This is a genomic window from Pseudomonas fluorescens, assembly GCF_005938625.1.
GTDB classification, from domain to species: domain Bacteria; phylum Pseudomonadota; class Gammaproteobacteria; order Pseudomonadales; family Pseudomonadaceae; genus Aquipseudomonas; species Aquipseudomonas fluorescens_BD.
The window spans coordinates 1-25,638 of record NZ_VCNJ01000010.1 but is presented as its reverse complement, the minus strand read 5'-3'; the positions used below and the strand labels follow the sequence as shown (position 1 = coordinate 25,638).

Annotated in this window: 23 protein-coding genes; 20 read left to right on the top strand and 3 right to left on the bottom strand. The window is 62.1% G+C overall.

Annotation, left to right across the window (positions count from 1 at the left end):
- Nucleotides 1-121: 121 nt before the first annotated feature.
- The 3 genes from FGA82_RS32680 to gspG form a co-directional block, all read right to left on the bottom strand.
- The gene (locus FGA82_RS32680) at nt 122-679 is read right to left on the bottom strand and encodes a hypothetical protein (RefSeq protein WP_212760532.1); all 558 of its coding nucleotides are present in this window, start codon (nt 677-679) and stop codon (nt 122-124) included.
- Between the two features lie 75 nt (nt 680-754).
- On the bottom strand, nt 755-1,942 hold the full coding sequence (locus FGA82_RS08450; protein ID WP_064120122.1) for a type II secretion system F family protein: 1,188 nt from the start codon (nt 1,940-1,942) through the stop codon (nt 755-757).
- 14 nt (nt 1,943-1,956) lie between these two features.
- Nucleotides 1,957-2,385, bottom strand: a complete 429-nt coding sequence (gene gspG / locus FGA82_RS08445; RefSeq protein WP_007913548.1) for a type II secretion system major pseudopilin GspG — start codon at nt 2,383-2,385, stop codon at nt 1,957-1,959.
- 206 nt (nt 2,386-2,591) lie between these two features.
- On the opposite strand from gspG, the gene FGA82_RS08440 reads away from it, so the two are divergent.
- From FGA82_RS08440 to FGA82_RS08345, 20 genes are all read left to right on the top strand, one after another.
- On the top strand, nt 2,592-3,200 hold the full coding sequence (locus FGA82_RS08440; RefSeq protein WP_093439292.1) for a lytic transglycosylase domain-containing protein: 609 nt from the start codon (nt 2,592-2,594) through the stop codon (nt 3,198-3,200).
- Between the two features lie 200 nt (nt 3,201-3,400).
- Nucleotides 3,401-9,235, top strand: a complete 5,835-nt coding sequence (mnxG, locus tag FGA82_RS08435; protein ID WP_141126727.1) for a manganese-oxidizing multicopper oxidase MnxG — start codon at nt 3,401-3,403, stop codon at nt 9,233-9,235.
- A gap of 429 nt (nt 9,236-9,664) precedes the next feature.
- Nucleotides 9,665-11,587, top strand: coding sequence for a YncE family protein (locus FGA82_RS08430; protein ID WP_141126726.1), 1,923 nt, complete (start codon nt 9,665-9,667; stop codon nt 11,585-11,587).
- 14 nt (nt 11,588-11,601) lie between these two features.
- Nucleotides 11,602-12,252, top strand: a complete 651-nt coding sequence (locus FGA82_RS08425) for an SCO family protein (RefSeq protein ID WP_141126725.1) — start codon at nt 11,602-11,604, stop codon at nt 12,250-12,252.
- A complete protein-coding gene (locus FGA82_RS08420) occupies nt 12,249-12,869 on the top strand; it encodes an SCO family protein (protein ID WP_141126724.1) in 621 nt (206 codons plus the stop codon). Before FGA82_RS08425 ends, FGA82_RS08420 begins: the two co-directional genes overlap by 4 nt.
- A 9-nt stretch (nt 12,870-12,878) precedes the next feature.
- The gene (locus tag FGA82_RS08415; RefSeq protein WP_141126723.1) at nt 12,879-14,429 is read left to right on the top strand and encodes an ABC transporter substrate-binding protein; all 1,551 of its coding nucleotides are present in this window, start codon (nt 12,879-12,881) and stop codon (nt 14,427-14,429) included.
- Nucleotides 14,430-14,444: 15 nt separating this feature from the next.
- Nucleotides 14,445-15,206, top strand: coding sequence for a SurA N-terminal domain-containing protein (locus FGA82_RS08410; protein ID WP_141126722.1), 762 nt, complete (start codon nt 14,445-14,447; stop codon nt 15,204-15,206).
- Between the two features lie 219 nt (nt 15,207-15,425).
- On the top strand, nt 15,426-15,956 hold the full coding sequence (locus FGA82_RS08405) for a response regulator (protein ID WP_008086646.1): 531 nt from the start codon (nt 15,426-15,428) through the stop codon (nt 15,954-15,956).
- A gap of 81 nt (nt 15,957-16,037) precedes the next feature.
- Entirely contained in the window at nt 16,038-17,759 is a 1,722-nt protein-coding gene (locus tag FGA82_RS08400) for a GspE/PulE family protein (protein ID WP_141126721.1), read from the top strand.
- Nucleotides 17,740-18,543: a hypothetical protein gene (locus tag FGA82_RS08395; protein ID WP_141126720.1), complete on the top strand. Its 804-nt coding sequence runs from the start codon at nt 17,740-17,742 to the stop codon at nt 18,541-18,543. Before FGA82_RS08400 ends, FGA82_RS08395 begins: the two co-directional genes overlap by 20 nt.
- A 1-nt stretch (nt 18,544) precedes the next feature.
- A complete protein-coding gene (locus FGA82_RS08390) occupies nt 18,545-19,090 on the top strand; it encodes a PilN domain-containing protein (protein WP_141126719.1) in 546 nt (181 codons plus the stop codon).
- Entirely contained in the window at nt 19,077-19,625 is a 549-nt protein-coding gene (locus tag FGA82_RS08385) for a GspMb/PilO family protein (RefSeq protein ID WP_016987881.1), read from the top strand. Before FGA82_RS08390 ends, FGA82_RS08385 begins: the two co-directional genes overlap by 14 nt.
- Nucleotides 19,625-20,137, top strand: a complete 513-nt coding sequence (locus tag FGA82_RS08380; protein WP_141126718.1) for a hypothetical protein — start codon at nt 19,625-19,627, stop codon at nt 20,135-20,137. The genes FGA82_RS08385 and FGA82_RS08380 overlap by 1 nt, the downstream gene beginning before the upstream one ends.
- Nucleotides 20,134-21,981 carry a secretin N-terminal domain-containing protein gene (locus tag FGA82_RS08375; RefSeq protein WP_016987879.1) on the top strand — a complete coding sequence of 616 codons (1,848 nt, stop codon included), beginning with the start codon at nt 20,134-20,136 and terminating at the stop codon, nt 21,979-21,981. The genes FGA82_RS08380 and FGA82_RS08375 overlap by 4 nt, the downstream gene beginning before the upstream one ends.
- A gap of 2 nt (nt 21,982-21,983) precedes the next feature.
- Entirely contained in the window at nt 21,984-22,457 is a 474-nt protein-coding gene (locus FGA82_RS08370) for a type II secretion system protein (RefSeq protein ID WP_083368631.1), read from the top strand.
- 5 nt (nt 22,458-22,462) lie between these two features.
- A complete protein-coding gene (locus FGA82_RS08365) occupies nt 22,463-22,837 on the top strand; it encodes a type II secretion system protein (protein ID WP_007919395.1) in 375 nt (124 codons plus the stop codon).
- The gene (locus FGA82_RS08360; RefSeq protein WP_141126717.1) at nt 22,812-23,351 is read left to right on the top strand and encodes a type II secretion system protein; all 540 of its coding nucleotides are present in this window, start codon (nt 22,812-22,814) and stop codon (nt 23,349-23,351) included. The genes FGA82_RS08365 and FGA82_RS08360 overlap by 26 nt, the downstream gene beginning before the upstream one ends.
- Nucleotides 23,348-23,740 (top strand): curli production assembly/transport protein CsgE, encoded by a 393-nt coding sequence (csgE, locus tag FGA82_RS08355; RefSeq protein ID WP_141126716.1) that lies wholly within the window; start codon nt 23,348-23,350, stop codon nt 23,738-23,740. The genes FGA82_RS08360 and csgE overlap by 4 nt, the downstream gene beginning before the upstream one ends.
- Nucleotides 23,737-24,168 carry a curli assembly protein CsgF gene (locus tag FGA82_RS08350; RefSeq protein WP_064120104.1) on the top strand — a complete coding sequence of 144 codons (432 nt, stop codon included), beginning with the start codon at nt 23,737-23,739 and terminating at the stop codon, nt 24,166-24,168. The genes csgE and FGA82_RS08350 overlap by 4 nt, the downstream gene beginning before the upstream one ends.
- A gap of 28 nt (nt 24,169-24,196) precedes the next feature.
- Nucleotides 24,197-25,057, top strand: a complete 861-nt coding sequence (locus FGA82_RS08345) for a CsgG/HfaB family protein (RefSeq protein ID WP_093439231.1) — start codon at nt 24,197-24,199, stop codon at nt 25,055-25,057.
- The last annotated feature ends 581 nt before the right edge of the window (nt 25,058-25,638 follow it).

Sequence of the window (25,638 nt, the reverse complement as noted above, 5' to 3'; positions counted from 1 at the left end):
AAAACCCTGTGGGAGCTGGCTTGCCAGCGATGGCGGTGTGTCAGGCAATACAATTTTGCCTGACCCGGCCTCATCGCTGGCAAGCCAGCTCCCACAGGGGGTGTGGTGTTTTCAGGATGGATCAGTTGGCGCGCTTGTCATCGCCCGGCTCGCCGCCGACATGCACGCCGCGATCATCGCCGGCTTCAGCCGCAGCATGGACGCCACGATCATCGCCGACTTCACCCGCGCGGTGGACGCCGTGGTCATCACCGACTTCACCCGCGCGGTGGACGCCATGGTCATCCCCCGCTTCAGCATGGGTGCCGCTGCGGCCGGATGAGCCGCTGTCGCCCGAGTGTCCCGAGCCGTGGTCGCTGCCGCTGTGGCCACTGTTGCCACCGCCACCGCCACTACCACTGTTGCCGCCACCGCCGTGACTGCCTCCGCCGCCACTTCCGCCCCCACCATTTCCACCGCTGCCACCACCGCTGCCACCGTGACCGCCGCCGCCCCCGCCACTTCCTCCGCCTCCACTTCCTCCGCCGCCCCCTCCGCTACCGCCACCACTGCCACCACCACTCCCCCCATCCTTGGCATAAGCACTGGACACCCCGGACAAACCCTCCGGAACCAACACCGTAGACGCCGACAGAACTGCGCCGATGGCCATTGCGAGCACGAGCTTTTTAATGTGCATATCGTTCTCCGTCTTTGTGGTCTTGTTGGGAACGTAAAAGTGCGTTGTTGCAGGGACCGGACCCGTTCCCGGGGGTCAGTGAATACTCGAAGCCAGTTCGAAAATCGGGATGTACATCAGGATCACGATGACCCCGATCAGCAGGCCGATAAACGTCATCAGCAGCGGCTCGAACAACTTCACGAACCACTCCAGCCAGCGGCTGATTTCCTCGTCGTAGAAGTCGGCGCTGCGTTCCATCATCTGCCCGAGGTTGCCCGACTGTTCGCCGGCCCGGAGCAGGCGCAGGGACACTGGCGTTACCAGGTGATTGAGCTCCAGCGCGGTAGACAACGATTGCCCCTCGCGCACCCGCTCGCAGGCCTGATCCAGTCGCGTTCGCGAAGCCACGGTGAGCAAACCTCGGACCATGGCCATGGCAGTCACCAGCGGAATCCCGCCTTGCAGCAGAATCCCCAGCGAGCGATAAAACCGCGCCAGTTCATACATGAAAATCCGCTGATGCACCGCCGGCAGTTTTTCCACCAGCCGATCCAGCCCGCGACGAAACGCCGGTTGTTTTTGCAGCACGGCGAGGGCGATGACAATCGCCGCCAGCGCGCCAAAGAATTCCGCCTGATGCGCATGCAGGAACATGCCACTGCTCATCAACACCTGCGACAGCCACGGCAGGTTATTGCCCAAGCCTTCAAACACCAGACTGAAGCGCGGCACCACATACCCCATCAAGAACAGCACCACACCACCGCCAACTATCAGCAACAGCATCGGGTAGATCGAAGCGCTGATGATCTTCTGCCGCACCTCATCCATGCGCTGGCGATAACTGACGTAACGGCCCAGCGCATCGCCGACCGCGCCGGTCTTCTCGCTAGACTGTACCAGCGCCACGTACAGCGGCGGGAAAACCGCCGACAACTGGCCCAACGCCTGCGAAAAGGATTTGCCCTCGTACAGCAGGCGCACCAGTTCACTCAAGGTTTTCCGGGCGGCGGGGGCGGTTTCTTTTTCGGCGAGGCTTTCCAGCGCATCGATCAACGGCAGACCGGCGTTGAGCAACGTGGTCAGTTCCTGGCTGAACAACACCAGATTGAACGTCTCTCGCTGGCGCAGTTTCAGCGAACGCCAATGCTTGTCGGCGTGCGAGCTGAGCACACGTAAACCTTGATCCTCGGCAATGCGCCGCGCCTCGCTGTCACCCGGCGCTTCCACGCTCAAGGACACCACGCCAGCCTTGCCGACCGCTTTCAAATGAAATCGCATGGGCCGCGCTCCGCTCATTGCCAATTGGTCACTTCAGCGTTTTCGCCTTCGCCACCGGGCTGGCCGTCCTTGCCCATCGACAGCAAGTCGTACTCGCTGTTTTCGCCGGGGTAGCGGTAGGCGTAGTTACGCCCCCACGGATCTTGCGGCAGCTTTTTCTGCAAGTACGGGCCGGTCCATTTCGCCTCGTCGCTCGGTGCGGTGACCAAGGCCTGCAAGCCCTGTTCGGTGGACGGGTAATGGCCGACTTCGAGGCGATAGATGTCCAGCGCTTTGCTCAGCCCCTCGATCTGCGCCTTGGCCACTTTCACTTCCGAGCGACCGAGTTGAGCGAAGTATTTCGGCGCGACGATCCCGGCCAACAGGCCGAGCACCACCAGCACCACAAGCAGTTCGAGCAGGGTAAAACCGCGTTGGCCACGCGGACGAAATTGCAGCTTCATGATGACCTCCCGTGAGTGGCAGCCGTGTCGCGTGAAGGGCTTATGCAATTGCCATGCTCAGCCCCCACTGAAAGCCCATCGGTACGCCAGAACCCTTGTAGTACGGGCCTTTCAAGAGTCGGCACAGTGCTTGCGTATGGCTCAAACGTGATCGGCCATTGGGGCATTTCCCCCAATTTATCGGGGTCGATCCGGGGAGGCCCGACATGAAATTCCTTGCCAGCGGATTGCTCGGTTGTGTGCTGCTCAGCGGCGCCGCGCAGGCCGATGTATTCATCTCGGTGGACGCCAAGGGCAGCTACGTGCTGTCCAACGTTCACCGGCCCGGACGTACCTACGAACGGGTGATCCACGAGGCTGAAATGCCGGTGGCCAGCCTCGACCAACAGCCGCAAATGATCGCCAATCAGCCTTATGCGGAACTGGTCTCGGCAGCCGCCAAGGTCAATCAATTGCCCGAAGCGCTGCTGCATGCAGTGATCAATGCCGAGTCCCATTACAACCCCGGCGCCACTTCAGCCAAAGGCGCGGGCGGGCTCATGCAGTTGATGCCCGATACCGCGCGCGAACTGGGTGTGACCGACGTCTATGACCCCAAGGCCAACATCCAGGGCGGAGCGAAATACCTCAAGCGTTTGATGACCCTGTTCGACAACGACATCGCCCTCGCCGTGGCGGCCTACAACGCCGGGCCCGACGCGGTGCTCAGCCGTGGCCGGGTGATTCCACCGTTCGCCGAAACCCAGCGTTATGTGCCGAATGTATTGCGTCAGTACCGGCGTCTGCAGGGCCTGGCCATGGATGCGCCGTTGTGACCCCAACCCGGTTTTCCCCACTTTCGGGGCAAACCGCCGAGGCCCGAAAAGTGGGGGAAACGGGTGGGGAATATCCCCCGGACTCTCAAATCGTCGCGGTAACTGATTGAACGGTAATGAGATTTTTTGTGGCACGCGGATTGCTCCGAGGCATTTGTCGAGAAGTGTTCCCAAGAGCACCCACTACGAGGTTACTGATCATGGTTGGCATTCATCACGCTCCGTCTGTGTTCAACTGGCTGGTGCTTCTGGCTTCGATGCTCAGCGTCGAGCTGGCCAGCGCGGCCGTGCGTTGCGAGCGCAACCTGGTGGCCAACGTCGTCGCCTTCGATCAACCGCTGATGTTCAACCGCCTCGGTGCGCAGAACATCAACGGCATGATGTTCGCCTTGCACCGCGATGTGGTGGATGAGCATGAGCAGTCGCTGGCTTACGGCGGCGCCGCGGTGCCGGGCAAAGTCTCGTTGCGCCCGGACAAGCGTCCACGGCCATTGGTGTTGCGCGTGGCGGCGGGCGATTGCCTGACGATCAATCTGCAGAACCTGCTCGACTATCAGGCCAACCCGAACAAGCATTTTGAAAACGAGGGCGAAGAAGAGGGCATCGAAAACGCCAACGGCGCTGAAGACTTCAAAGTCGATGAGCAAGTAGCGGATCGTCATGTCGGTTTCCAGGTCAATGGCCTGCAAGCGGTGAACAGCATCGATGACATTTCTTCGTTCACCGGGCGTAACGCCAACAGCCTGGTGCCACCCGGCGCGAGCCGCTCCTACACGCTGTACGCCGAGCGCGAAGGCGCGTTTGCCGTCAGCAGCCGTGGCGCGACGTTTGGTGGCGAGGGTGCGGCCGGCAACGTTGCCAATGGTCTGTTCGGTCAGGTCGTCGTCCTACCCAAGGGCGGTCGCACCTATCGCAATACCCTCACCGAAGAAGAAATGCGCCTGGCCACCACGGGCCGCGCACCCACTGGCCAACCGATCGTCGATTACCAGGCGCGCTACCCGCAGCGCGAACCTTGGCTGCGCGAAGGCAAGGCCGGTACGCCGATTATCGGTATGGTCGACGGCAACGAAATCATCTCCAGCGAAAGCGATGCGATTGTCATGGGCAGCAACGCCGACGGCAGCTTCCCGTCCAGCACCTACCCGCTGGAGTCGATGGGAAAACGCAACCCGGCCATCCCCAACCGCCTCGAAGCGTTCCGTGATTTTGCCTCGCAATTCCAGGATGAAACTGCCGCCACCCAAGCGTTTCCTGCGTACTGGGCTGATCCGGTGATGGCTCACGTGCTGGAGCCGACCCGCGACTCGTTCATGATCAACTACGGCTCCGGCGGTATGGGCGCCGAAGTGGTCGCCAACCGCTTGGGCGTGGGGCCGATGCATGACTGCCTGTCGTGTGCCTATGAAGAATTCTTCCTCAGCTCGCACACCGTCGGTGATGTGGCGATGCTGGTGGATGTGCCGGCCAACACCGGGCTTGAGAACATCGGCCCCGGCCAGATACCGCGCGCCGATCAGATCGGTGTGAAAGCCACCATGGCCCTGTATCCGTCGGAACCGTCGAACGTCAACCACAGCTACATCGGTGACTTCGTCAAATTCCGCAATACCCACAATGGCCACGAGCAGCACATCTTCCACTTGCACGGCCATCAGTGGCTGTTCAACCCCAACGATGACAACTCCGATTACGTCGACGCCCAAGGCATCGGTCCGGGCGCTGGTTACACCTATGAAATCGCCAATGGTGGTTCGGGCAACCGCAACCGCGTGGCCGGCGATGCGATCTATCACTGCCATTTCTATCCGCACTTCGCCCAAGGCATGTGGGCCATGTGGCGGGTGCACGATGTGTTCGAAGAAGGCACTCGACTAGATGTTTCGCAGCAGGGCGCCGACGGCTATCACAGCGAACCGTTCGCCTTGCGCAGCGGCAAACCGGCGGCCGGCGCACGGGCCTTGCCCGATGGCGAAATCGTCGCCGGTACGCCGATTCCGGCGATTGTGCCGCTGCCGGGCAAAGCCATGGCGCCGATGCCAGGCAAAGTCGTGGTGGTGCCGAAAATCGGCGAAACCCTGGTCGCCGGCAATGATGACGACGATGACGAAGAAGAGGGCGATGACGACGGTGAACACCATGGCGGCAACGCCGGTGGTCAAGCCATCGGCTCGCTGGCGCTGGTTGATCGCAGCGAAGCCAACCGCAATGCCGACGGCAGCCTGAAAAACCCTGGCTACCCATTCTGGATCGGCGGCATGGAAAGTTCGGTCGGCCAACGGCCACCCACTCCGCCGCTGGACATGCTCGACGCCGCCACCGCGCAATCGCTCAAGGCCAGCGGCAAAGCGCTGTGGGCCAACCTCGACCCGGCGCAGTCGGGTGGTTGGAATGGCGGCTTGCAGCGGCATGCACTCGACGGCGTCGCGGCCGGTGGCGAGGCGCACACCGTGACCACCTCGCTGGACTTCTCCAAGGAAGTCACCCGCGCCAAACCGATTTACCTGCCGGAAGAAGGCACCGAAGTCGAACAGGCCGCGATGGCTTTCCACGCGAAAAAAGATCACCCAAGCTATGCCTTGCTGCCCGGCAATCAAGTGGTGGCCAAGGCCTTCCGCACCAACGGTGCCTTGCCGATGGCCGGTGCGCCATACTACGAACCGTGCATGGACGACCGGCAAAAACGGTTGACCAGCAGCGCCGGCAGCGGTGAGTTTGCCAGCGGTGAGCGCATCGACGGCATGTCCTTCGTCGGCGCCTCGAGCTTCACCGCCGACCGCCCACGGATCTACAAAGCCGCCAACATTCAGTTTGATGCGGTGTACAACAAGGTCGGTTACCACTTTCCGCAGGCACGCATTCTGGCGCTGTGGGAAGACGCCTGGCCGGTGATCACCAAGCAGCGCCCGCCAGAGCCGCTGGTGATGCGCATGAACACTTTCGATTGCGTGCAATACCAGCAAACCAACCTGGTGCCGGCTACCTATGAAATGGATGACTATCAGGTGCGCACGCCGACCGACGTAATCGGTCAGCACATTCACCTGCCGAAGTGGGATCTGACCTCGGCGGACGGCTCGTCCAACGGCTGGAACTACGAGGACGGCGTGCTCTCGCCCGGCGCCGTGCAGGAACGCATTCACGCCATTCGCGAGTTCAACCAGTGCGCCGCCACCGATCCGCGCGACGGCACACAGGCTTGCCCGAAAGCCAAAAACCATCCGTTCTTCGGCCAGTACGGCCGCGCCGATTGGCTCGGTGCGCGCACGGCGATGCAGCGTTGGTTCGTCGATCCGGTGGTCAACGCCAAAGGCGTCGATCGCGGCCTCGGCACCATTTTCACTCACGACCATCTCGGCCCATCGACGCATCAGCAAATTGGTCTGTACGCCACCGTGTTGGCGGAACCGGCCGGTTCGACCTGGTTCCACGCCGAAACCGGTGAGCCTCTGTACAGCGGCGCGCGTCAGGACGGCGGGCCGACCTCGTGGCAAGCAGTGATCAATACCGGCGACCTCGATGGCGACGGCAAGAACGACAGCTTCCGCGAGTTCTTCCTCGAATACAGCGACTTCCAGCACGCCTATGAAGCTGGCGTGTATGTTGGTGCCGGGCCTAACGGCGTGCCGAATGCGCAGGCGTTCCCGGCCACCGCTGACAGCTTCCGCTACGCGATCAATCCGCCGGTGCGTAACAACGCCAGCAACTTGCTTGAAGGCGTGCTGGAAGTGCAGGGCGGTCAGGTCCCGGGCTGCCCGAGCCGGCCATGTCCGCAGGCGATTTCGGTGGATGATCCGGGCATGTTCGTCGTCAACTATCGCAACGAACCTTTGGCCCTGCGCGTGTACGACCCGAACAAGGTCGGCCCGGACGGCAAGCGCGGCATGCAGGCCGACGGCCTCGGTGGCGATCTGTCGTTCGCCATGCAAAGCCGTACCGACCGGGCGATCCCGGCGATGAACCTGGCGCCGAATCTGCTCACCTCGGCCACCGGCCCAACCGGCGGCACCACGCTGTTTCCGCCGCACATCAACAAGGGCGGTGCCGAACCGGGTGACCCGTTCACGCCGATGCTGCGCACCTATACCGGCGACAACGTGCGGCTGCGGGTGCATGCCGGCGGCCATGAAGAAGAGCACAACGTCACCCTGCACGGTGTGAAATGGCTGCAGAGCGGTTCCGGGTTCGGCAACAGCTCCAACTCCGGCTGGCGCGCGTCGCAAATGATCGGCATCTCCGAGCAGATGGGCTTCATTGCGCCGGTTTCGATGCTGTCCAGTTCGGCGGCGACCACGGGCGACTATCTGTACTCGATGGACGCCTCGATCGAAGGCTACTGGAGCGGTATCTGGGGTGTGATGCGCAACTACACCGCCAAACGCGCCGACCTGTTCGCCATCCCGAACAACCCGACCCCGGCGGGCATGCGCAACACCGTGGCGTTCGAGGGCAGTTGCCCACGGATCAGTGCCAACCCTAATGGCATCGGCACGCGGCCGACGGTACAGCGCAACTATGAAGTGGTGGCGGCGCTGGCCAACGACATCCTCGGCAACTCGCTGGGCCTGACCATCGGCGATCCCGAAGGACTCGGGCAGCATGTCGGCGGGCCGCTGAATCCGGCGGGCGGCACCCTGGTGCTGAACTCGCGCACGGTGAGCATTCCACAAGTCACCGTGACCGATCCGGAGGATGGCGAAACCATCACCATTGGCGGGCAGAGCGGGCCGCTGCATGACCCGACCGCGATCCTTTATGTGCGCAAATCCGATCTCGATCCGATCAGCGGCAAGCTCAAACCCGGCATCCCTGTCGAGCCGCTGGTGCTGCGTGCAGCGGCGGGGGATTGCCTCAACATCACCCTGGAAAACCGTCTGCCGAGTGTGATGCCTGACCTGACCCAGACGGCGGTGATGCAAGGCATGGTCAAGCGTGATCGCAACAGCGGTCTGGGCTCGACCACCTTCAGCAACAACCTGATGCGGCCGTCCAGCCACGTCGGCCTGCACGCGCAATTGCTGGCTTACGACATCACCAAATCCGACGGTGCCAACGTCGGCGCCAACCCGATCCAGACCGTGCCACCGCGCGTTGGCAACAGCGGCGCGTACCCGACCCGTACCTATCAGTACTACGCCGGGCACTTGGAGCGTGAAGGCAAACCGGTGACGCAACTGGGCCGCAGCGTAGACAACATAAATGCCACGGCGGTCGAGTTCGGCGGTTTGAATTTCACCCCGGCGGACGTGATCAAGCAACCGCAAAAAGGCCTTGGCGGGGCGATGAGCATCCTGCCGATCGGCGCGACCTGGGTTGATGATGCGCGCAAGGTCAACGCCACGGTTACGGCGCCAGGGCAGACCAGCTACCGCGACTTTGCGATGGTCTGGCACAAGGCGCTGAACACCCGTTGGGCCAATGGCCGTCCGGTGGAAGGGATTGCTGCTGAGGGCTTCGGTGTGCCGACCGATCCGCAGGACAACTCGAGCATGGCGATCAACTACAAGACCGAACCGCTGTGGTATCGCTTCGGCCTCGCCCCGGACGCACCGTTTGGTCATGCCGATGGCGCGGGTTATGGCGACATGGTCAACGCGCACATGGCTTACAGCAATGCGCTGGTCGGCGGCGATCCGCAGACCCCGGTGCTTTACGCCAAACCGGGGCAGCCGTTCCGTACGCATATTCTGATGCCGAGCGGCGGCAGTCGCGGCACCACGTTCCAGCTCGACGGGCATGTCTGGTCGGTGAACCCGTTCCAGGCCGAGAAGAGCGATGTCGGTGGTTATCCGATGGGTTCGCCGGGCGTGGGCTCGGTGCGCTTCGGCTACAACCCGATGTCGATGTACATCGGCGCCCACGAAAGCATCCTGCCGGCCGCGCACTTCAGCTTCATGATCCCGAGCGCCGGCGGTAGCAATGCGATCCCGGGGGATTACCTGTTCCGCGACTACGCCGCTTACGGCAACACTTCCGGGTTATGGGGACTGCTGCGGGTGACCAACGAACCGGAACCGGCGCCGCCAAGCCAGTAGGCACAAACGCAAGACCTGTAAATGCAAAACCCTGTGGGAGCTGGCTTGCCAGCGATGACGGCGGCACAGGCGCCATTGATGTGACGGAAAGGACGCCATCGCTGGCAAGCCAGCTCCCACAGGGTCTGCGGTGGGCAGTGAGGGAGTGGGATGTATGCAAATCCCTTGTGGGAGCGAGCCTGCTCGCGAATGGGGGCAACTCGGTTTTTGAGGGTGCGGCGCAAGACGCCTTCGCGAGCAAGCTCGCTCCCACAGTGGGCAGTGGTGGCAGTGAGGGAGTGGGATGTATGCAAATCCCTTGTGGGAGCGAGCCTGCTCGCGAATGGGGGCAACTCGGTTTTTTAAGGGTGAGGTTGAAGACGCCTTCGCGAGCAAGCTCGCTCCCACAGGGATCGCGTCGTTTGGTTGGAATGTGTAGGGGAGGGTTGTATGAACAGGATCATCAACATCATCGGTATTTGCACGCTGGCCATGGCCGGGGCGTTGCTGACGCTGAGTGAGATTGCGCTGGCGCAAACCGGCGCGGGGCAGACGCTGAATCGTGACGGTGTGGCGGTGGATTTCAACCTCAAGCCACTGGCCGCCGACGGCAAGCTGCGCGAAGGCGAGTTCGCCGATGTGCAGTTCCGCATCAGCGACAGCGCTTCCGGCCAGCCTCTGTCCGGCGTGGCCCCGGGCGCCTGGGTCGATCCGCAGACCCTCGCCGCCGATCAAGCCCAAGGCCGCGACCAGAGCTGTAAAGCCCGGGTCGGCGTGTTCCTCAAGTCCAACATCGGCGCGCGGCCGTTGCTCGACCTCAACAGTTATTTCCTGCTGGTGATGAACCGCGACGCGAGCATCGCCGTGGTCGATCCGTCGGTCTCGGTCGGCGGCATCACCAGCACCCTCGCGCGGATCGAACTCAAACAACCGCCGATGGACTGGGTCACCCCCAAAGACAACAAACGCGTATTCGTCTCGATGCCGACAGCCGGCGAAGTGGCGGTGATCGACAGTGAACAATTCAAAGTCATCGACTCGATCAGCGCCGGCAGCCAACCGTTTCGCGTCGCCCTGCAACCGGACGAACGCCTGCTCTGGGTCGGCAACAACGCCAGCAAACCTGCAGACTCTGGCGTCACCGTGATCGACAGCCAAAGCCTCAAACCCCTCAAATATTTGCAGACCGGTCGCGGCCACCACGAAATCAGCTTCAGCAAAGGCAGCCGCTTCGCCTTCGTCAGCAACCGCGACGACGGCACTGTCAGCGTGATCGACATCGCCAGCCTGAACATCGTCCAGCAGATCAAAACCGGCTCCCATCCTCTGTCAGTCGCCTACTCTGCGCTGTCCGGCGCGGTCTACGTGGCCGATGGCAAGGACGGCACCGTCACCGTGATCGACGCCAGCACCCACGCCATTCGCCGGGTGATCAAACTGCAACAAGGCCTCGGCCCCATGGGATTCAGCGCCGACGGCCGCTTCGGCGTGGTACTCAATACCGTGGAAAACCGCGCCAGCGTCATCGACGCCGCGACCAACAGCGCCATCCATGATCTGGACGTCAGCGCCGAACCCTACCAAGTGGTGTTCACCCAGGCCTATGCCTACATCCGCGGACTCGCTTCACCAAAAGTCACCATGATCAACCTGTCCTCCCTCGGCGAAGGTCGCCAGCCGATCAGCCAAGGTTTCGAAGCCGGCCCGCAAGCACCGCGCCTGGCCGGTGACTTGCCGCTGGCCTCAAGCCTCGCCGTCTCACGCGACGACAACGCAGTGTTCGTGGTCAATCCGGTCGACAACACCACCTACTTCTACGCCGAAGGCATGAACGCGCCGATGTCTGGTTACCCCAACCGTGGTCAGATCGCCCGCGCTGCCATGGTTATCGACCGCAGCCTGCGCGAAGTCTCGCCGGGCCTGTACAGCGCGCGGGTAAAACTGCCGGCAGCGGGGCGCTTCGATGTGGCGTTCCTGCTCAATCAGCCGAACATCATTCACTGCTTCACCGCACAGATTGATCCTGACGGTAAACCGCAAAAACACCTCGGCCAGCCGAAGGTCGAGTTCCTTCTCGACAAGACCGCCGTGGCACTCAACGACCCGTACGTCGTGCGTTTCCGCATCGTTCAAGGCAAAGACAAAACCCAGCGCAGCGGCGTCAAAGACGTGCAATTGCGCTACTACCTCGCGCCCACCTCGCACCCGCGTGAAGTGGCGGCGCTGGAAGTCGCCGACGGCGTGTACGAAGCACCGATCACCCTCGACCGCAGCGGCGCCTGGTATCTGCATGTGCGCGCGGCATCGCTGGGTGCCGGTTTCGATGACAAGACCTTTGCCAGTGTGCGGGTAGCCCCCGGCCAGGCCCGTTGAAGAGGAGTTTCGACATGAACCTATTTGCATCCACTGGCCTGCTGACCCTGTGCCTGTTGAGCCTCGGCATCCAACAAGCCCACGCTCATTCGGCGGACGAACACGCCGGGCACAAAGCCCCGGCCAGCAACACGCAAGAGCACGCCCAGGTGAAATTCGCCAACGTGCCGCTGCTCGACCAGAACGGCAAAACCGTGCGCCTGGAGCAGGATCTGGTGCAGGGCAAAATCGTCGTCATGAGCTTTATCTACACCAGTTGCACCACGGTGTGCCCGGTGGTCTCGTCGATCATGGGCAAGGTGCAGAAACAGCTCGGCGCACGAGTCGGCAGCGAAGTGCAGTTGGTCTCAATCAGCATCGACCCGCAACGCGATGATCCGAAACGCCTGCAGGATTATGCGCGCACCTTCCAGCGCGGGCCGGGCTGGAGCTGGCTGACCGGTTCGCCGCAGTCGATCAATGAAACCCTCAAAGGCCTCGGCAGTTTCAGCAGCGACCTGAAGAGTCATCAACCGCTGATCCTCGTCGGTGACGGCAACAACCGCCACTGGATGCGCTACTACGGCTTCACCGACCCGGCGCTGCTGGCCAAGGAAGTGGAAAAACTCAGTGGCCTGCGCACCCACGCCAAACACACCGCCATCGCCATGGAGCAGCAGCCATGAGAACGCTCGACTGGATCTCCCTGACCGTGTGCTTCTGGATTCTTAGTAACGTCGCGTTCGCTCACGATGGCCACGTCTCTGAGCCGCAAACCGCTGTGGCCGCCGCCCCGGCCAAAGGCACTCACGATGCGAAAACCTGGTTCACCGACACGCCGTTGCAGGATCAGAACGGCGAGACACTGCGCTTCTACAGCGACGCGCTGCAAAACCGCATAGTGCTGCTCAACGTGATCTTCACCAGTTGCAACGACGCCTGTCCGCTGATCACCCAAAAGCTCAAAGCAGTCCGCGAGCTGCTCGGTGACAAGGCACAGGACATCACCTTCATTTCCCTTACCAGTGACCCGCTGCGCGATACGCCGGCGGTGCTCAAGGCTTACACCTTGAAGCAGGGTTCCGATGACCCTCATTGGCTTTTTCTTACCGGCGACAAGGCGCAGATGGATCTGGTGCTGAGTCGCATCGGCCAGATCGTGCCGACGCCCGAGCAGCACTCGACGCAGTTGATCGTCGGCGACGTCGCCAATAAACGCTGGAGCAAGATCCGTCCCGATGCCCCGGCCGCCGCCATTGCCCAGCGCTTGCAGTTGCTGACAATGCCCGTGGCCGGTCGCTGAGCCCGCGCCATGAACCGCTGCCGCGTACTCGCCCTGATCCTGCTCGCTGGCCTCAGCCTAGGCGCGGGTGCTGCGCCGCTGACCCCGGAAGAGGCGGCGGGCAAGCGCCTGTACCGTCAGGGCTTGTCGGCCAGTGGCGAGGCGATCACGGCGCGAGTTGGCGCGGCGGACGTGTTGCTGCCGGCGACCAGCCTGCCGTGCGCCAACTGCCACGGCGCTGATGGCCTCGGTCGACCCGAAGGCGGGGTGCGTCCGCCGCCATTGAATTGGGCGCGACTGACCAGCACCTACGGTCAGCAACAGGTCAACGGACGCAGTTATCCGGCGTACACCGAGAGCAGTCTGGCGACCGTCATCGAGCAGGGTCGCGACCCCGGCCACAATCGTCTCGACCCGAGCATGCCGCGCTTTGTGCTGTCGATGAAGGATCAGCGCAACCTCACTGCGTACCTTAAAAGACTCGCCGATGAACGCGACCCCGGCCTCGACTCCGAGACCTTGCACCTGGGCACGTTGTTGCCCAGTCAGGGACCGTTGGCGGAGGAGGGCATGACCATCGCAGCGGTGCTTAACGGCAGCGTCGCGCGGATCAATCAGGCCGGCGGCATTCATGGGCGACAACTGCGATTGACGGTTGTTGACCCCGGCCCGGATCGCGCCAGCGCCGAGCAAGCCTTGCAGCAGTTGATCGAGCGTGAACAAGTATTCGCGTTGATCGCACCGCTGGCACCGGCCCTCGACGGCGAACTGGCGAACCGGTTGGAGCAGGCCGGCGTGCCGCTGATCGGCGCCTTGTCGTCGCTCGGGGCGATGCAGGCCAGTCCGCAGATTTTCGAGCCATTGCCAGGATTACGTGAACAGTTGATCGCGCTGGCCGATTACGCCACGACCAGCCTGCGCGTGCTGCAAGGGCCGACGCTGATTGCTTATCCCGATGACCCAGTACAAACGCTGGCCGCGCAAAACCTCGGCCAGTACTTACAGGATCACGGCTGGCAGAACGTCCATCTGCAAGCCTACGACCCGGCGGCGGACGCGCTGCCGCTGGGCTCGCGCTCAGTGTTCTATCTGGGCAATGGCGGTGGTTTCAGTCGTCTGGCGACGCGGCTGCACAGTGCCGGTCAAGTGCCGTATCTGTTTGCCGCTTCGAGCCAGGTGGCCGGTGATCTGCTGCAAGTGCCCGACGGATTCACCCGACGGGTGTTTCTCGCCTATCCGTTCGTGCCGAGCGACTGGACCCAGGCCGGGCGCATGGCCCTGACGTTGCTGCGCGAAGGCCAGGGTCTCGGTGCGCAACACGCGGTGCTGCAAGTCGGCGCCTACGCCTCGATGCTGCTGCTCAGCGAAGGCATGAAACAGGCCGGCCGCGACGCCAGCCGCGAAAAACTGGTTACAGCGCTGGAAGGCCTGCACGACTTCGACACCGGCCTGACCCCGCGCCTGAGTTTCGGCCCCGGTCGCCGCCTGGGCTTGAGCGGTGCACACGTGGTCACCGTGGATTTGCCCGATCAGCGTTTCTATCTGGTCGCACCCTATAAACCGATTGCTGCCAGCCCCTGAACGGAGGGCCCGATCATGAAACTCATAGCGCTGCTATGGCTGCTGACCGGCTGGTTGCCGCTGACGTGGGCCAATAACGAGCCGGCCGTGGCGCGGGTCAACGGCGAGGAAATTTCCGGGTTTCGCTTCGAGCGTTTCTTTGCCGAATACCTGGAAGATCAGGGCCGTGCGGTAACCAGCATTCGCAGCCCCAAGGCCTACAAGGAACTGCGCCAGGCGGCGTTGCAAATGCTGATCGACAAAGAACTGCTGTGGCAGGAATCGCAGAAGCGTGGCCGGCAGATCGACGAGCAAGCGCTGCGTCAGCAAATCGAGCAAACCCGCATGGCCATCGGCGGCGCGGATAAATTCGTGCGTCGCTTGCAGGACGCCGGTTTCGATGAGGCGTCCTTCACCGAGTACACCCGCCGCGAACTGGCGGCGCAGCAGATGTTCGCCGAGCTGATCCGCGCCAATACCTTGCAACCCCGGCACTTGCTGATCCGTGTGCCCGCGCAAGCGGATGCCGCCACAGTGGCCGCAGCGCGTCTACGCTTGATGCAAATGCGCGCCTCGATTGTCAGCGGGGCGAGTTTCGCCAGCGATCCGGTGCGTTCACCGTTCGGCTGGCATGTGATTTATTTGCCGAACCACTTGGAGACCGCCGATGTCCCAGATTTGCAGGGGCTGGATTCAGTCAGGGCAAAGCTCGCCCGACAGCAACAGACCCAGGCTCGTCGCCAAGTGCTCGCGCAATTACGGGTGCAGAACAGGATCGAACGAATTGACGACGATTGAAGGTTCCCCCCCAATAGTGGGGAATGGCTTCGATGCCCATTCAGGTGCTTCCCCGTTTCTGGGGAACGGGGTACCGGGACGAGCGGGCATTGTCATTAAATTCAAGGACATGAAGACATAAAATTACCGGCACTCAGCCTGGCATGAAGTGTGCGTTACCGATGGTAAGGCGCACTCTCAGGACGGGGTCATCGGACCTGCTGTTTCAAGGAGTCGACCTTGGTTAACAAAGTACTGGTTGTCGAAGACGAGCAGCTGCTTGCACAGAACCTTCAGGATTATCTGTCGGCGCAAGGGCTGGACGTCCGGATTGCACATGACGGGGCGACGGCTATCGGTTTGGCCGAAACCTTTGCCCCCGACGTGCTGGTGTTCGATTACCGCTTGCCCGATATGGAAGGCTTTGAGGTGCTCGACGCGGTCCGCCAGAACAGGACGTGCCATTTTGTGCTGATTACGGGTCACCCGACCGCTGAAGTCTGTGAGCGGGCGCGGCAACTGGGGGTCAGCCACATCCTGTTCAAACCGTTTCCATTGGCGGAACTGGCGCGGGCGGTCTGCGACCTTCTGGGCATCAAGCGTGAAGCGAAACCCGGTGCGAGCCCTTCCGAAGGGTTTGTCGAACGACGCCAGAGCAGGACCGAGAGCTTCCCGTTGCAGTTGTACGATGGCAGTTGGGTGTTGGCGGATCGGCGACGACAGTTGCACGCCATGGCACCGGACGACGATCAAATGCTCACCGGGGAGTAATGGCGCGAACAGACGTTCCGGCACTTGCCGCCTAGGTTTGCCGCGCCGACAGGGCTCTGAGCCCCGGTTGGAGAGCAAGCCATGGAACGTCTGTCCGTTGTCGTCGAACCACTGCCGGCCGAAAGCGCCCCCGCGCGCTTTTCCAGTGAATACTTTTCCAGCGAGCAGTTGTCCCAGGCCCGGGCGCGGGCCGCCACCTCTGGCGAACGCGTCCTTGAGGCGCTCGGCGTGCTGTGCGAACTGGCAGCGATGCCGTTTATTCACACCCTCGGCGCCACCCTGCATTACCCGGTGCTCGACACCGACAGCCTGTTTCAAGCGACGCCGGTATTCGACCGGGTCACCCTCGCACAGTGCCTGAAACGTGAATTCATCCTGCTGCGCCACAACGACGAAGTCATCGGCGTGTTTGCCGACCCCTTCGACCCGGCGCGGCTGGCCTGGATCGACGATTGCCTGCACGGCGCGCCGTTGTATCTGGTGCACGCCGATGACCTCAAGGCCTATCTGGCCCGCCACGAAGAAAGCTTCCACGCCGTCGAATCGCTCAACGCCCAAGGCGACACTCACCACGAAATCGACACCCTGCAAAGCCTGTCGCTGACCAGCATCAGCGAAGATGCCAGCAGCGTGGTGAAACTGGTCAACTCGACCCTCTACGACGCGCTGAAAATGCACGCCAGCGACATCCACCTCGGCACCACCGGCAACGGTCTGGTGATCAAATATCGCATCGACGGCGTGCTCAACAACATCAGCAAAGTCCAGGGCACCGAGTTCTCCGAGCAGGTGATCTCGCGGGTCAAAGTCATGGCTGAACTGGATATCGGCGAGAAACGCGTGCCGCAGGACGGTCGCTTCAAGATCGGCATCAGTGGCCGGCAGATCGACTTCCGCGTCTCGATCATGCCGAGCATCTTTGGCGAAGACGCGGTGCTGCGGGTGCTGGATAAGCAAGACCTCGCCGACAAGGTCTGCGGCGTGCAATTGCAGGCACTGGGCTTTGAAGACGAAACCCTGCGCCAGTTGCGTCGCCTCGCCGCCGAACCCTACGGCATGGTGCTGGTCACCGGCCCGACCGGCAGCGGCAAGACCACCACGCTGTACGCGATGATCACCGAGATCAACCACGGCGTGGACAAGATCATCACCATCGAAGACCCGGTCGAATATCAGTTGCCGGGGGTGCTGCAAATCCCGGTCAACGAGAAAAAAGGCCTGACCTTCGCCCGGGGTTTGCGCTCGATCCTGCGCCACGACCCGGACAAGATCATGGTCGGCGAAATCCGTGACCCGGACACCGCGCAGATCGCCGTGCAATCGGCGCTCACCGGACACCTGGTGTTCACCACCATCCACGCCAACAACGTCTTCGACGTGATTGGCCGCTTCACGCAAATGGAAATCGACCCCTACAGCCTGGTCTCGGCACTCAACGCGATTCTCGCCCAGCGCCTGATTCGCTTGGTCTGCGCCAGCTGCAGCGCGCCGGTCAATCCGAGCGATGAAGAGCTGCGCGCATCCGGCCTCGATCCGCAGAAAGTCGACCATTACCACTTCGTTCACGGCAAGGGCTGCGGGCATTGCCGTGGCAGTGGTTATCGCGGGCGCACGGCGATTGCCGAGCTGCTGCACCTCGACGACGAGCTGCGCCAGATGATCGTCGAGCGCCAACCGATCAAACAAATCAAAGCCCTGGCCTGTGCCCGTGGTTTGCGCCTGCTGCGCGAATCGGCGCTGGAGCTGGTGGAACAAGGTCGCACCACGCTGGAGGAGATCAATCGTGTCACTTTTATCGCGTGAGCGTTTTGTCGCCGTGCTCGGCGCCAGCGGTGTTGGCTTGGGTCAGCGGCGTGGCAGCGACACCCTGTGGCTGGGCAGCGTCGGTTACATCGACGAAGGCTTCCAGAGCTACGCGGTGGCACTGGACACCCTCGACTGCCTGCTCGGTGAACACGCCCGTGCCGGTGCCGAGTTGAGCGTGGTCATCTCCGGGCACTTCAGCCGCTTCTGCCTGGTGCCATGGAGCGCGCAGATCAGCAGCCCGGAAGAACTGCGTGGTTTCGCCCAACTGTGTTTCGAAGACCTGTTCGGTGCACCAACCCAGCCGTGGAGTCTGGTGTTGTCCGCCGAACCAGCCGGTTACGACCGCATCGCCAGCGCCTTGCCGCAAGACTTGCTCGAACGCCTGCGCACGCTGGTCAGCGGTCGCGGTTTGCGCCTGCGCTCGGTGCAGCCGTACCTGATGGCGGCGTTCAACCGCTTCGACAAAAGCCTCGATGCCGGCGACTTCCTCTTTGTTGTCGCCGAGCCGCAACGCAGCGTGTTGTTGCTGGCGAGGGAAGGGCGCTGGGCTGGCGTGCGTTCGGTGGGCGGCAGTGACAGTGATGTGGCACTCAGCGCATTGATCGGTCGCGAACGGCAGTTGCAGGCCTCGACCAGTGAACGCGCCTTCAACGTTTATCTGCATGCACCGGCGCGCCTCGATGCGCATCCGGACGTGGCGGGTGTGCAGTTGCGCACCCTTGAAGACGACTCGATGACTGTGCGTGACGGCTTGTACGTCATGTCCCGGGCGGTGGCCTGACATGCGCGCGCTCAATCTCGACTTTCAGCCGCGTCCGCGTTCGGGCCCGTTGGGTTGGAGCCTGCTCGGCGGCGGAGTGCTGCTGGCGCTGCTGTGCTTCGGCGTGCAACAGCACCTCGACGCGCACACCGAACAGCAACAAGGCCACCTGCAAACTACTCAGCGCCAGCTCACTGGCGACAGCGGCGCCAAGTCCACTCTGAGTCCGGCGGAAACCCGCGAGCAGGCACAAAACCTCGCCGAAATGCGCAAGGTCTCGCAGCAACTGCGCCGCCCGTGGGAGCGCCTGTTCGCCATGCTCGAAGCGATGCCGCGCGATGACGTCGCACTGCTCAGCCTGACCCCGGATGCGCGCAAAGGCCAGGTACGCATCAGCGCTGAAGCGCGGGATCTGCAAGCGATGCTCGACTACCACAAACGTCTGGAAGCCAGCGACGAGCTGTCCGACGTCTCGCTGCTGAGCCACGAAATCGTCGTCAAATCGCCGGAACAACCGGTGCAATTCAACCTGTCGGCGACTTGGGAGATTGGCGATGCGAATCCCTAGACTGATCGTCCACGAATACCTGCAAGGCCTCGGCATTCCGGGCCTGGCCGGGCTGGCGCTGCTGCTGGTCGCCGTGGCATGGGCGCTCGGTGGTTTGCTGCCGGGCTGGCAATCGTTGCAGCACTTGAGCCAGCAGACTCAGGAAGCTACTGAGTACCTGGCCAAGGTTGAGGACGGCAGCATAGCGCCGCCGGTGGTGCCGCAGCGTCAACTCGACGACTTCCGCAACAAACTGCCGGCGCAGCCGCAAGCCACCGTGGCGATCGACCGCATCTACGCCCTCGCAGCCCAGGAACACATCACTCTTGCGCGCGGTGAATATGCGCTCGGTGTCGACCCGAAAACCCATCTGGCGCGCTATCAGATTCTTCTGCCAGTGCGCGGCAGCTACCCGCAACTGCGCCGCTTTGTGCACGCCTTGCTCGGCCAGTTGCCAGCGGTGGTAGTAGAAGACCTCGAGTTGCAACGCAAGAAGATTGGCGACACCGACCTCAATGGCCGGATCCGTATGACCCTTTACCTGTCGAGGTCGTGATGAATACCAAGCGCGTGACAGGGTGGCTAGCGTTCTTCGGTGTAGCGGTCGCGCTGGCGTGGTTGCCGGAGTATTTCTCGCCGAGCGAAGACGCCGATTCGAACCAGGTTGCCGTCGCCACACCGGGGAAAACCCGTGGCGCGCTGCCGGCCAGCACCGCCAAGGCCAAGGATGCGCCAATCAAAGACCTCAGCCCGGCCGGCGACCTGTTCGCCGCCAAATCCTGGAAGGCCGCGCCAACCCTGGCCACGGTCACCGAACAAGCGATCAACCCGGCCACAGTGGTGCAAGCCCCGAGCCTGCCACCGGTGCCGTTTCAGTTCGTCGGCAGGCTGCATGACCGCAGCGACCTGCAAGTGTTTTTGCAGAACGGCGAAAAAATCTACGTCGTGCGCAACGGGGATGTGATCGACGACACCTGGAAGATCACCGGCATTTCCGACCTGGAATTGAGCCTGGTTTACCTGCCTTTGCATTTGTCGCAGACCTTGTCTGTGGGGAGTACGCAATGAACCGTTCCCGTTTGCTGATGAGCCTGGGCCTGTGTGCCGGGCTGGCCGCGTGCAGCTCTGCGCAGGTGGCCAACAAGGAAGCCGCCGACCTGATTGAACAGGGTCAGTACGAGGCGGGGCTGGCGCGGATCGAAGAAGGCCTGCGTGAAAACCCTCGCGACACCGAACTGCACCTGCTGCTCAACACCGGTCGGGCCAAGGCGATCACGGCGTTGCTGACGGCCGGCGATACCGACCGTTCGCGCCGCGATTTTACCTCGGCGCGCACCGCTTACATGCGCGTGCTGACCATCGAGCCGAACAACCGCCGCGCGCAGGATGCGCTGAAGCAGATGGAATACCTGCGCAGCATGGACGAGAAACTCGAACTGGCCCGTGGCGACCTGCGTCGCGGCGACATCTACGGCGCTGATCGTCAGGTCAAACAGATCCTCGAACTCGACCCGGCCAACCAAGGCGCGCTGGAGCTGCAAGGCAACATTCGCCTGGTGCAGAGCCGCAACGTGATTGCCTATCCGCAACTGCGCACCAAGCTCGATCGGCCGGTGACCCTGGAATTTCGCGACGCCAACCTCAAGACCATTTTCGAAGTGCTGTCACAGGTTGCCGGGCTGAATTTCATCTTCGACAAAGACCTGCGCCCGGACATGAAAGCCACAATCTTTGTACGTGACGTGCGCATCGAAGACGCCGTGACCCTGCTGCTGCAACAGAACCAGTTGCACCAGAAAGTGGTGAACGAAAACACCTTGCTGATCTACCCGGATTCGCCGCAGAAAGTGAAGGATTACCAGGAACTGGTGATGCGCACCTTTTACCTGACCAGCATCGACGCCAACACCGCGTTGAACATGGTCAAAACCATGCTCAAGACCCGCGACGTGTTCGTCGACGAACGCCTCAATACCCTGACCATGCGCGACACCGAAGACGCGGTGCGCATGGCCGAGAAACTCCTGCAATCGCAAGACCAGTCCAACCCGGAAGTGGTGCTCGAAGTCGAGGTGATGGAAGTCGCCACCCAGCGCATTCTCGACCTTGGCCTGCAATGGCCGAGCACCTTCGGCGTGGTCAATTCCGATGGTTCGCCGGTCACCCTGCTGGGGCAGCTCAAGGGCATCAACTCTGACCGCATCTCCATTGGCCCGTCGCCGCAGGCCAAGATCAACGCGCAGGACAACGACATCAACACCCTCGCCAGCCCGGTGATTCGCGTCAGCAACCGCGAGCAGGCGCGCATTCACATCGGTCAGCGCGTGCCGATCATCAGCGCCACCTCGGTGCCGTCGACACAGGGCCCGGTGATCACCGAAAGCGTGACCTATCTGGATGTCGGTCTGAAGCTCGAAGTGACCCCGACCGTGCATCTGAACAACGAAGTGGCGATCAAGATCGCGCTGGAAGTGAGTAACGCTACGCCGCTGGAACCGACCCGCCAGGGCACGATCCCGGTGCAGGTTGACACCCGCAATGCGCAGACCTCGCTGCGTCTGCACGACGGCGAAACGCAGATCCTCGCCGGACTGGTGCGCAACGATCACGGCGCCACCGGCAACAAGATTCCCGGCCTCGGCGACATTCCCGGGCTGGGCCGCTTGTTCGGCAGCAACAAAGACACCATCGGCAAATCGGAACTGGTGCTGTCGATCACCCCACGGATCGTGCGCAACCTGCCGTATCAGAGCCCGTCGGACATGGAATTCTCCACCGGCACCGAAACCAGCATGCACATCCAGGCACCGGATCGTTCGCAGAGCTACGTGATGCCGTCACCGGCCGCGCAGCCGCGTGCCGTCGGTGAATCGGCCGTGGCCACCACCCGCGTCACCGTCGAGAAGCCTTGATCATGAACGCCTCCCAACGCGGTTTCACCCTGATCGAAGTCGTGGTGACGCTGGCCCTGATCGGCCTGTTGGCGAGCATGGCCGCGCCACTGACCGAGACGCTGGTGCGGCGTGGCAAGGAGCAGGAATTACGCAATGCGCTGTACCAGATTCGCGATGGTATCGACGCCTACAAACGTGCGTTCGATGCCGGTTACATCGAGAAGTCGCTGAACAGCAGCGGCTACCCGCCGAACCTGAAAGTGCTGGTCGAAGGCGTGCGCGATGTGCGCAGTGCCAAAGGCGCCAAGTTCTACTTTTTACGCCGTATCCCGCGCGATCCGCTGGTGCCGGCCAAACGTGATGACGAAGGGGGTTGGGGCGTGCGCGCCTACAACAGTTCGGCTCAGAACCCGCGCGATGGCGAGGACGTTTTCGACGTCTACTCCCACGCCCGCGGCAAGGGCCTCAACGGTGTCGCTTACCGCGAGTGGTGAACCTCATGCGCCGGGAAAAAGGTTTTACCTTGCTGGAGCTGATGGTGGTGATGGCGATCATCGCCACGCTGATGACCATCGCGCTGCCGCGCTACTTCAACAGCCTCGAGGCGTCGAAGGAAACCACCTTGCGCCAGAGCCTGTCGGCGATGCGCGAGGCGCTGGATCATTTCTACGGCGACACCGGGCGTTATCCGGATTCCATCGAGCAACTGATCGAACAGCGTTACCTGCGCAACGCGCCACTCGATCCGATCACCGAACGCAAAGACCAGTGGGTGCTGATCGCGCCACCGGACGGCGTCGCCGGCGGCGTGGCCGATATCAAAAGCGGTGCTACCGGGAGGGCGCGTGATGGCAGCCAGTATTCCGAGTGGTAACCGTGCGCAGCAGGGTGGTTTCACTTACCTGGGCGTGCTGTTCCTGATCGTGGTGATGGGGATGGGTTTGGCCAGTGCCGGCGAGTTGTGGTCGACCGCTTCGCGCCGCGATCGTGAACGCCAGTTGCTCTGGGTTGGCACCCAATACGCCCAGGCGCTGCGCAGCTATTACCGCAGTTCGCCGGGGCTGGCGCAGTACCCGAAAGAGCTTGAAGACCTGCTCGACGATCAGCGTTTTCCTGAGGCTAAGCATCATATGCGTCAGCTTTATCCGGACCCGATCGGTCAGGGTGAATGGGCGCTGCAACGCGGTTTCGACGGGCGTATCACCGGCCTCAACAGCCCGTCGACCGAGCTGCCGTTGAAGCAGGCGGACTTCCCGACGCAGTGGTCGGATTTCGATGGCATGCAGCGTTATTCCGATTGGCAGTTCGTCGCTGAAAAAGCCTTTCTTGAGGGCACTAATGGCCCGGCCAAAGGCCAGTCGAATTTGCCGCAGGCGTTGCAGCCATGACTCGTCAGTGGTGGTGCGCGCTGATCTTTACCGCTGTGGCGTGCTGCGCCAGCGCCGGTGAAGAAGACGAAATGATGGGCTTCATCGTCGACGACACGATCTCGCACATCGGCCACGACTTTTACTACTCGTTCAGTGAACGCCTGCGCGACACCAGCCCGATGGATTTCAACCTGGTGGTGCGCGAGCGGCCCGACGCGCGCTGGGGCAGCCTGGTGACCGTGGAATATCAGCAACGCCTGGTTTATCGGCGCTTCCTGCCGCCGAACACCGTGGAACTGAAGGACGAGGCGTATGACGCCGCTGACTGGGTTCGACGCCAGGTTGTCCAGCGCAAGCTGGAGGCTCTGTTGCAGGACACCACCGACCTTGAGAAGGACGAACTATGAACAGCACAACGTTCTCACGGCGCAGCGGATTGTGGATCTCGGGGTTGTTGATCGGGCTCGCCAGCGCTGCCGCTGTCCAGGCCACTGAACTGGTCTACACGCCGGTCAACCCGTCGTTCGGCGGCAACCCGCTGAACGGCACCTGGTTGCTCAACAACGCGCAGGCACAAAACGATCACGACGATCCGGACCTGAAAAGCCGTTCGAGCGTGGCCGGCACCTCGGCGCTGGAGCGCTTCACCAGTCAATTGCAATCGCGGTTGCTAGGGCAGTTGCTGGACAACATCTCCACCGGCAACACGGGGAGCCTGTCCACCGACTCTTTTATCGTCAACGTCATCGACGACTCCGGGGCACTGAGCATTGAAGTGACCGATCGAGCGACCGGTGAGGTTTCGGAAATTCAGGTGAACGGCCTCAACCCATGACGGGCTGACGGTTCCGGGGAGAACGGACATGAAAAAGATCATCGCGTTAGGGCTGCTGTTGGCGACATTACAAGGGTGCAGTCTGCGTGAGCCGATGTCGGCCGAGCAGGACACCGAAACCCCGACCCTGACTCCAAGGGCTTCGACGTATTACGACTTGCTGAAGATGCCGCGACCCAAGGGCCGGTTGATGGCAGTGGTGTACGGCTTCCGTGACCAGACCGGGCAGTACAAGCCGACGCCGGCGAGTTCGTTTTCCACCAGCGTGACTCAGGGTGCGGCGTCGATGTTGATGGACGCGATGCAGGCCAGTGGCTGGTTTGTCGTGCTGGAGCGGGAAGGGCTGCAGAACTTGCTGACTGAACGCAAGATTATTCGCGCGTCGCAGAAGAAGCCGAATACGCCGGTGAATATTCAGGGTGAGCTGCCGCCGTTGCAGGCGGCGAACATGATGCTCGAAGGCGGGATCATCGCTTATGACACCAATGTGCGTAGCGGTGGGGAAGGGGCGCGGTATCTGGGGATTGATTTGCAGCGTGAGTATCGGGTGGATCAGGTGACGGTGAACTTGCGTGCGGTGGATGTGCGTAGCGGGCAGGTGTTGGCGAATGTGATGACCAGCAAGACGATTTATTCGGTGGCGCGCAGTGCCGGGATTTTCAAGTTTATCGAGTTCAAGAAGTTGCTTGAGGCTGAGGTTGGGTATACGACGAACGAGCCGGCGCAGCTTTGTGTGTTGTCGGCGATTGAGGCGGCGGTGGGGCATATGGTGGCGCAGGGGATTGAGCGGCATTTGTGGCAGGTGGCGGGGGACGCTTCTGTGCCTGGGCAGGATGATGTTCTGAATAGGTATTTGACGCAGAACAAGGTTGATCCTGAGGCGGAGTGAACGTGGCGGCCTTCGGGCCGACCAAGCTCTTTTGGCCGAAACCGGTTTAAACCTGTAGGAGTGAGCCTGCTCGCGATAGCTATCTCACAGACACAGTTGCCATTGCGGATGTACCCAAATCCTTGTGGGAGCTGGCTTGCCAGCGATGGCGGCCTTACAGCCGACCAATCTCTGGCAGATGTACCCAGTTCCAACTGTGGGAGCCAGCCTGCTGGCGATGATTTTCTGGCTGGCTGAGTACATATCCATTCCTGCGGTAACGGCCACTTAGGGTTTCGCCCTGACGGCGACTCACTTTTTTTTCAAACGCCTAAAAAAAGTAAGCAAAAAAACGCTTGCTCCTACGTGCGGCCCGCTCGCTAAGGCTCGGGGTTCCTTCGCTGCGGGATCGATCCGGGCGCAGCGCCTACGGTTTGCTTCGCTGCACCTCCTCTCGCTGTGTTTGGCTGCGCCAAACGGTCGCTGCGCTCCCACGCCCGGATCAATCCCTCCACTCAGCCTTCCGACGTCGCCCTACAGATCAAGAGCTGCAGGAGCTAACGCTCATCCTGTTGAGTGGTGAAGAGCGGGGCGTCGTAGGC

What these genes read in the sequence shown, in the direction of transcription:
- FGA82_RS08400 (WP_141126721.1), top strand. Translation starts at nt 16,038, where the DNA reads ATGGAACGTCTGTCCGTTGTCGTCGAACCACTGCCGGCCGAAAGCGCC.
- csgE (WP_141126716.1), top strand. Translation starts at nt 23,348, where the DNA reads ATGACTCGTCAGTGGTGGTGCGCGCTGATCTTTACCGCTGTGGCGTGC.
- FGA82_RS08350 (WP_064120104.1), top strand. Translation starts at nt 23,737, where the DNA reads ATGAACAGCACAACGTTCTCACGGCGCAGCGGATTGTGGATCTCGGGG.
- FGA82_RS08385 (WP_016987881.1), top strand. Translation starts at nt 19,077, where the DNA reads ATGCGAATCCCTAGACTGATCGTCCACGAATACCTGCAAGGCCTCGGC.
- FGA82_RS08450 (WP_064120122.1), bottom strand. Translation starts at nt 1,942, where the DNA reads ATGCGATTTCATTTGAAAGCGGTCGGCAAGGCTGGCGTGGTGTCCTTG.
- FGA82_RS08380 (WP_141126718.1), top strand. Translation starts at nt 19,625, where the DNA reads ATGAATACCAAGCGCGTGACAGGGTGGCTAGCGTTCTTCGGTGTAGCG.
- FGA82_RS08420 (WP_141126724.1), top strand. Translation starts at nt 12,249, where the DNA reads ATGAGAACGCTCGACTGGATCTCCCTGACCGTGTGCTTCTGGATTCTT.
- FGA82_RS08425 (WP_141126725.1), top strand. Translation starts at nt 11,602, where the DNA reads ATGAACCTATTTGCATCCACTGGCCTGCTGACCCTGTGCCTGTTGAGC.
- FGA82_RS08375 (WP_016987879.1), top strand. Translation starts at nt 20,134, where the DNA reads ATGAACCGTTCCCGTTTGCTGATGAGCCTGGGCCTGTGTGCCGGGCTG.
- FGA82_RS08365 (WP_007919395.1), top strand. Translation starts at nt 22,463, where the DNA reads ATGCGCCGGGAAAAAGGTTTTACCTTGCTGGAGCTGATGGTGGTGATG.
- FGA82_RS08415 (WP_141126723.1), top strand. Translation starts at nt 12,879, where the DNA reads ATGAACCGCTGCCGCGTACTCGCCCTGATCCTGCTCGCTGGCCTCAGC.
- FGA82_RS08390 (WP_141126719.1), top strand. Translation starts at nt 18,545, where the DNA reads ATGCGCGCGCTCAATCTCGACTTTCAGCCGCGTCCGCGTTCGGGCCCG.
- FGA82_RS08360 (WP_141126717.1), top strand. Translation starts at nt 22,812, where the DNA reads ATGGCAGCCAGTATTCCGAGTGGTAACCGTGCGCAGCAGGGTGGTTTC.
- FGA82_RS08430 (WP_141126726.1), top strand. Translation starts at nt 9,665, where the DNA reads ATGAACAGGATCATCAACATCATCGGTATTTGCACGCTGGCCATGGCC.
- FGA82_RS08440 (WP_093439292.1), top strand. Translation starts at nt 2,592, where the DNA reads ATGAAATTCCTTGCCAGCGGATTGCTCGGTTGTGTGCTGCTCAGCGGC.
- FGA82_RS08410 (WP_141126722.1), top strand. Translation starts at nt 14,445, where the DNA reads ATGAAACTCATAGCGCTGCTATGGCTGCTGACCGGCTGGTTGCCGCTG.
- gspG (WP_007913548.1), bottom strand. Translation starts at nt 2,385, where the DNA reads ATGAAGCTGCAATTTCGTCCGCGTGGCCAACGCGGTTTTACCCTGCTC.
- FGA82_RS08370 (WP_083368631.1), top strand. Translation starts at nt 21,984, where the DNA reads ATGAACGCCTCCCAACGCGGTTTCACCCTGATCGAAGTCGTGGTGACG.
- FGA82_RS32680 (WP_212760532.1), bottom strand. Translation starts at nt 679, where the DNA reads ATGCACATTAAAAAGCTCGTGCTCGCAATGGCCATCGGCGCAGTTCTG.
- mnxG (WP_141126727.1), top strand. Translation starts at nt 3,401, where the DNA reads ATGGTTGGCATTCATCACGCTCCGTCTGTGTTCAACTGGCTGGTGCTT.
- FGA82_RS08345 (WP_093439231.1), top strand. Translation starts at nt 24,197, where the DNA reads ATGAAAAAGATCATCGCGTTAGGGCTGCTGTTGGCGACATTACAAGGG.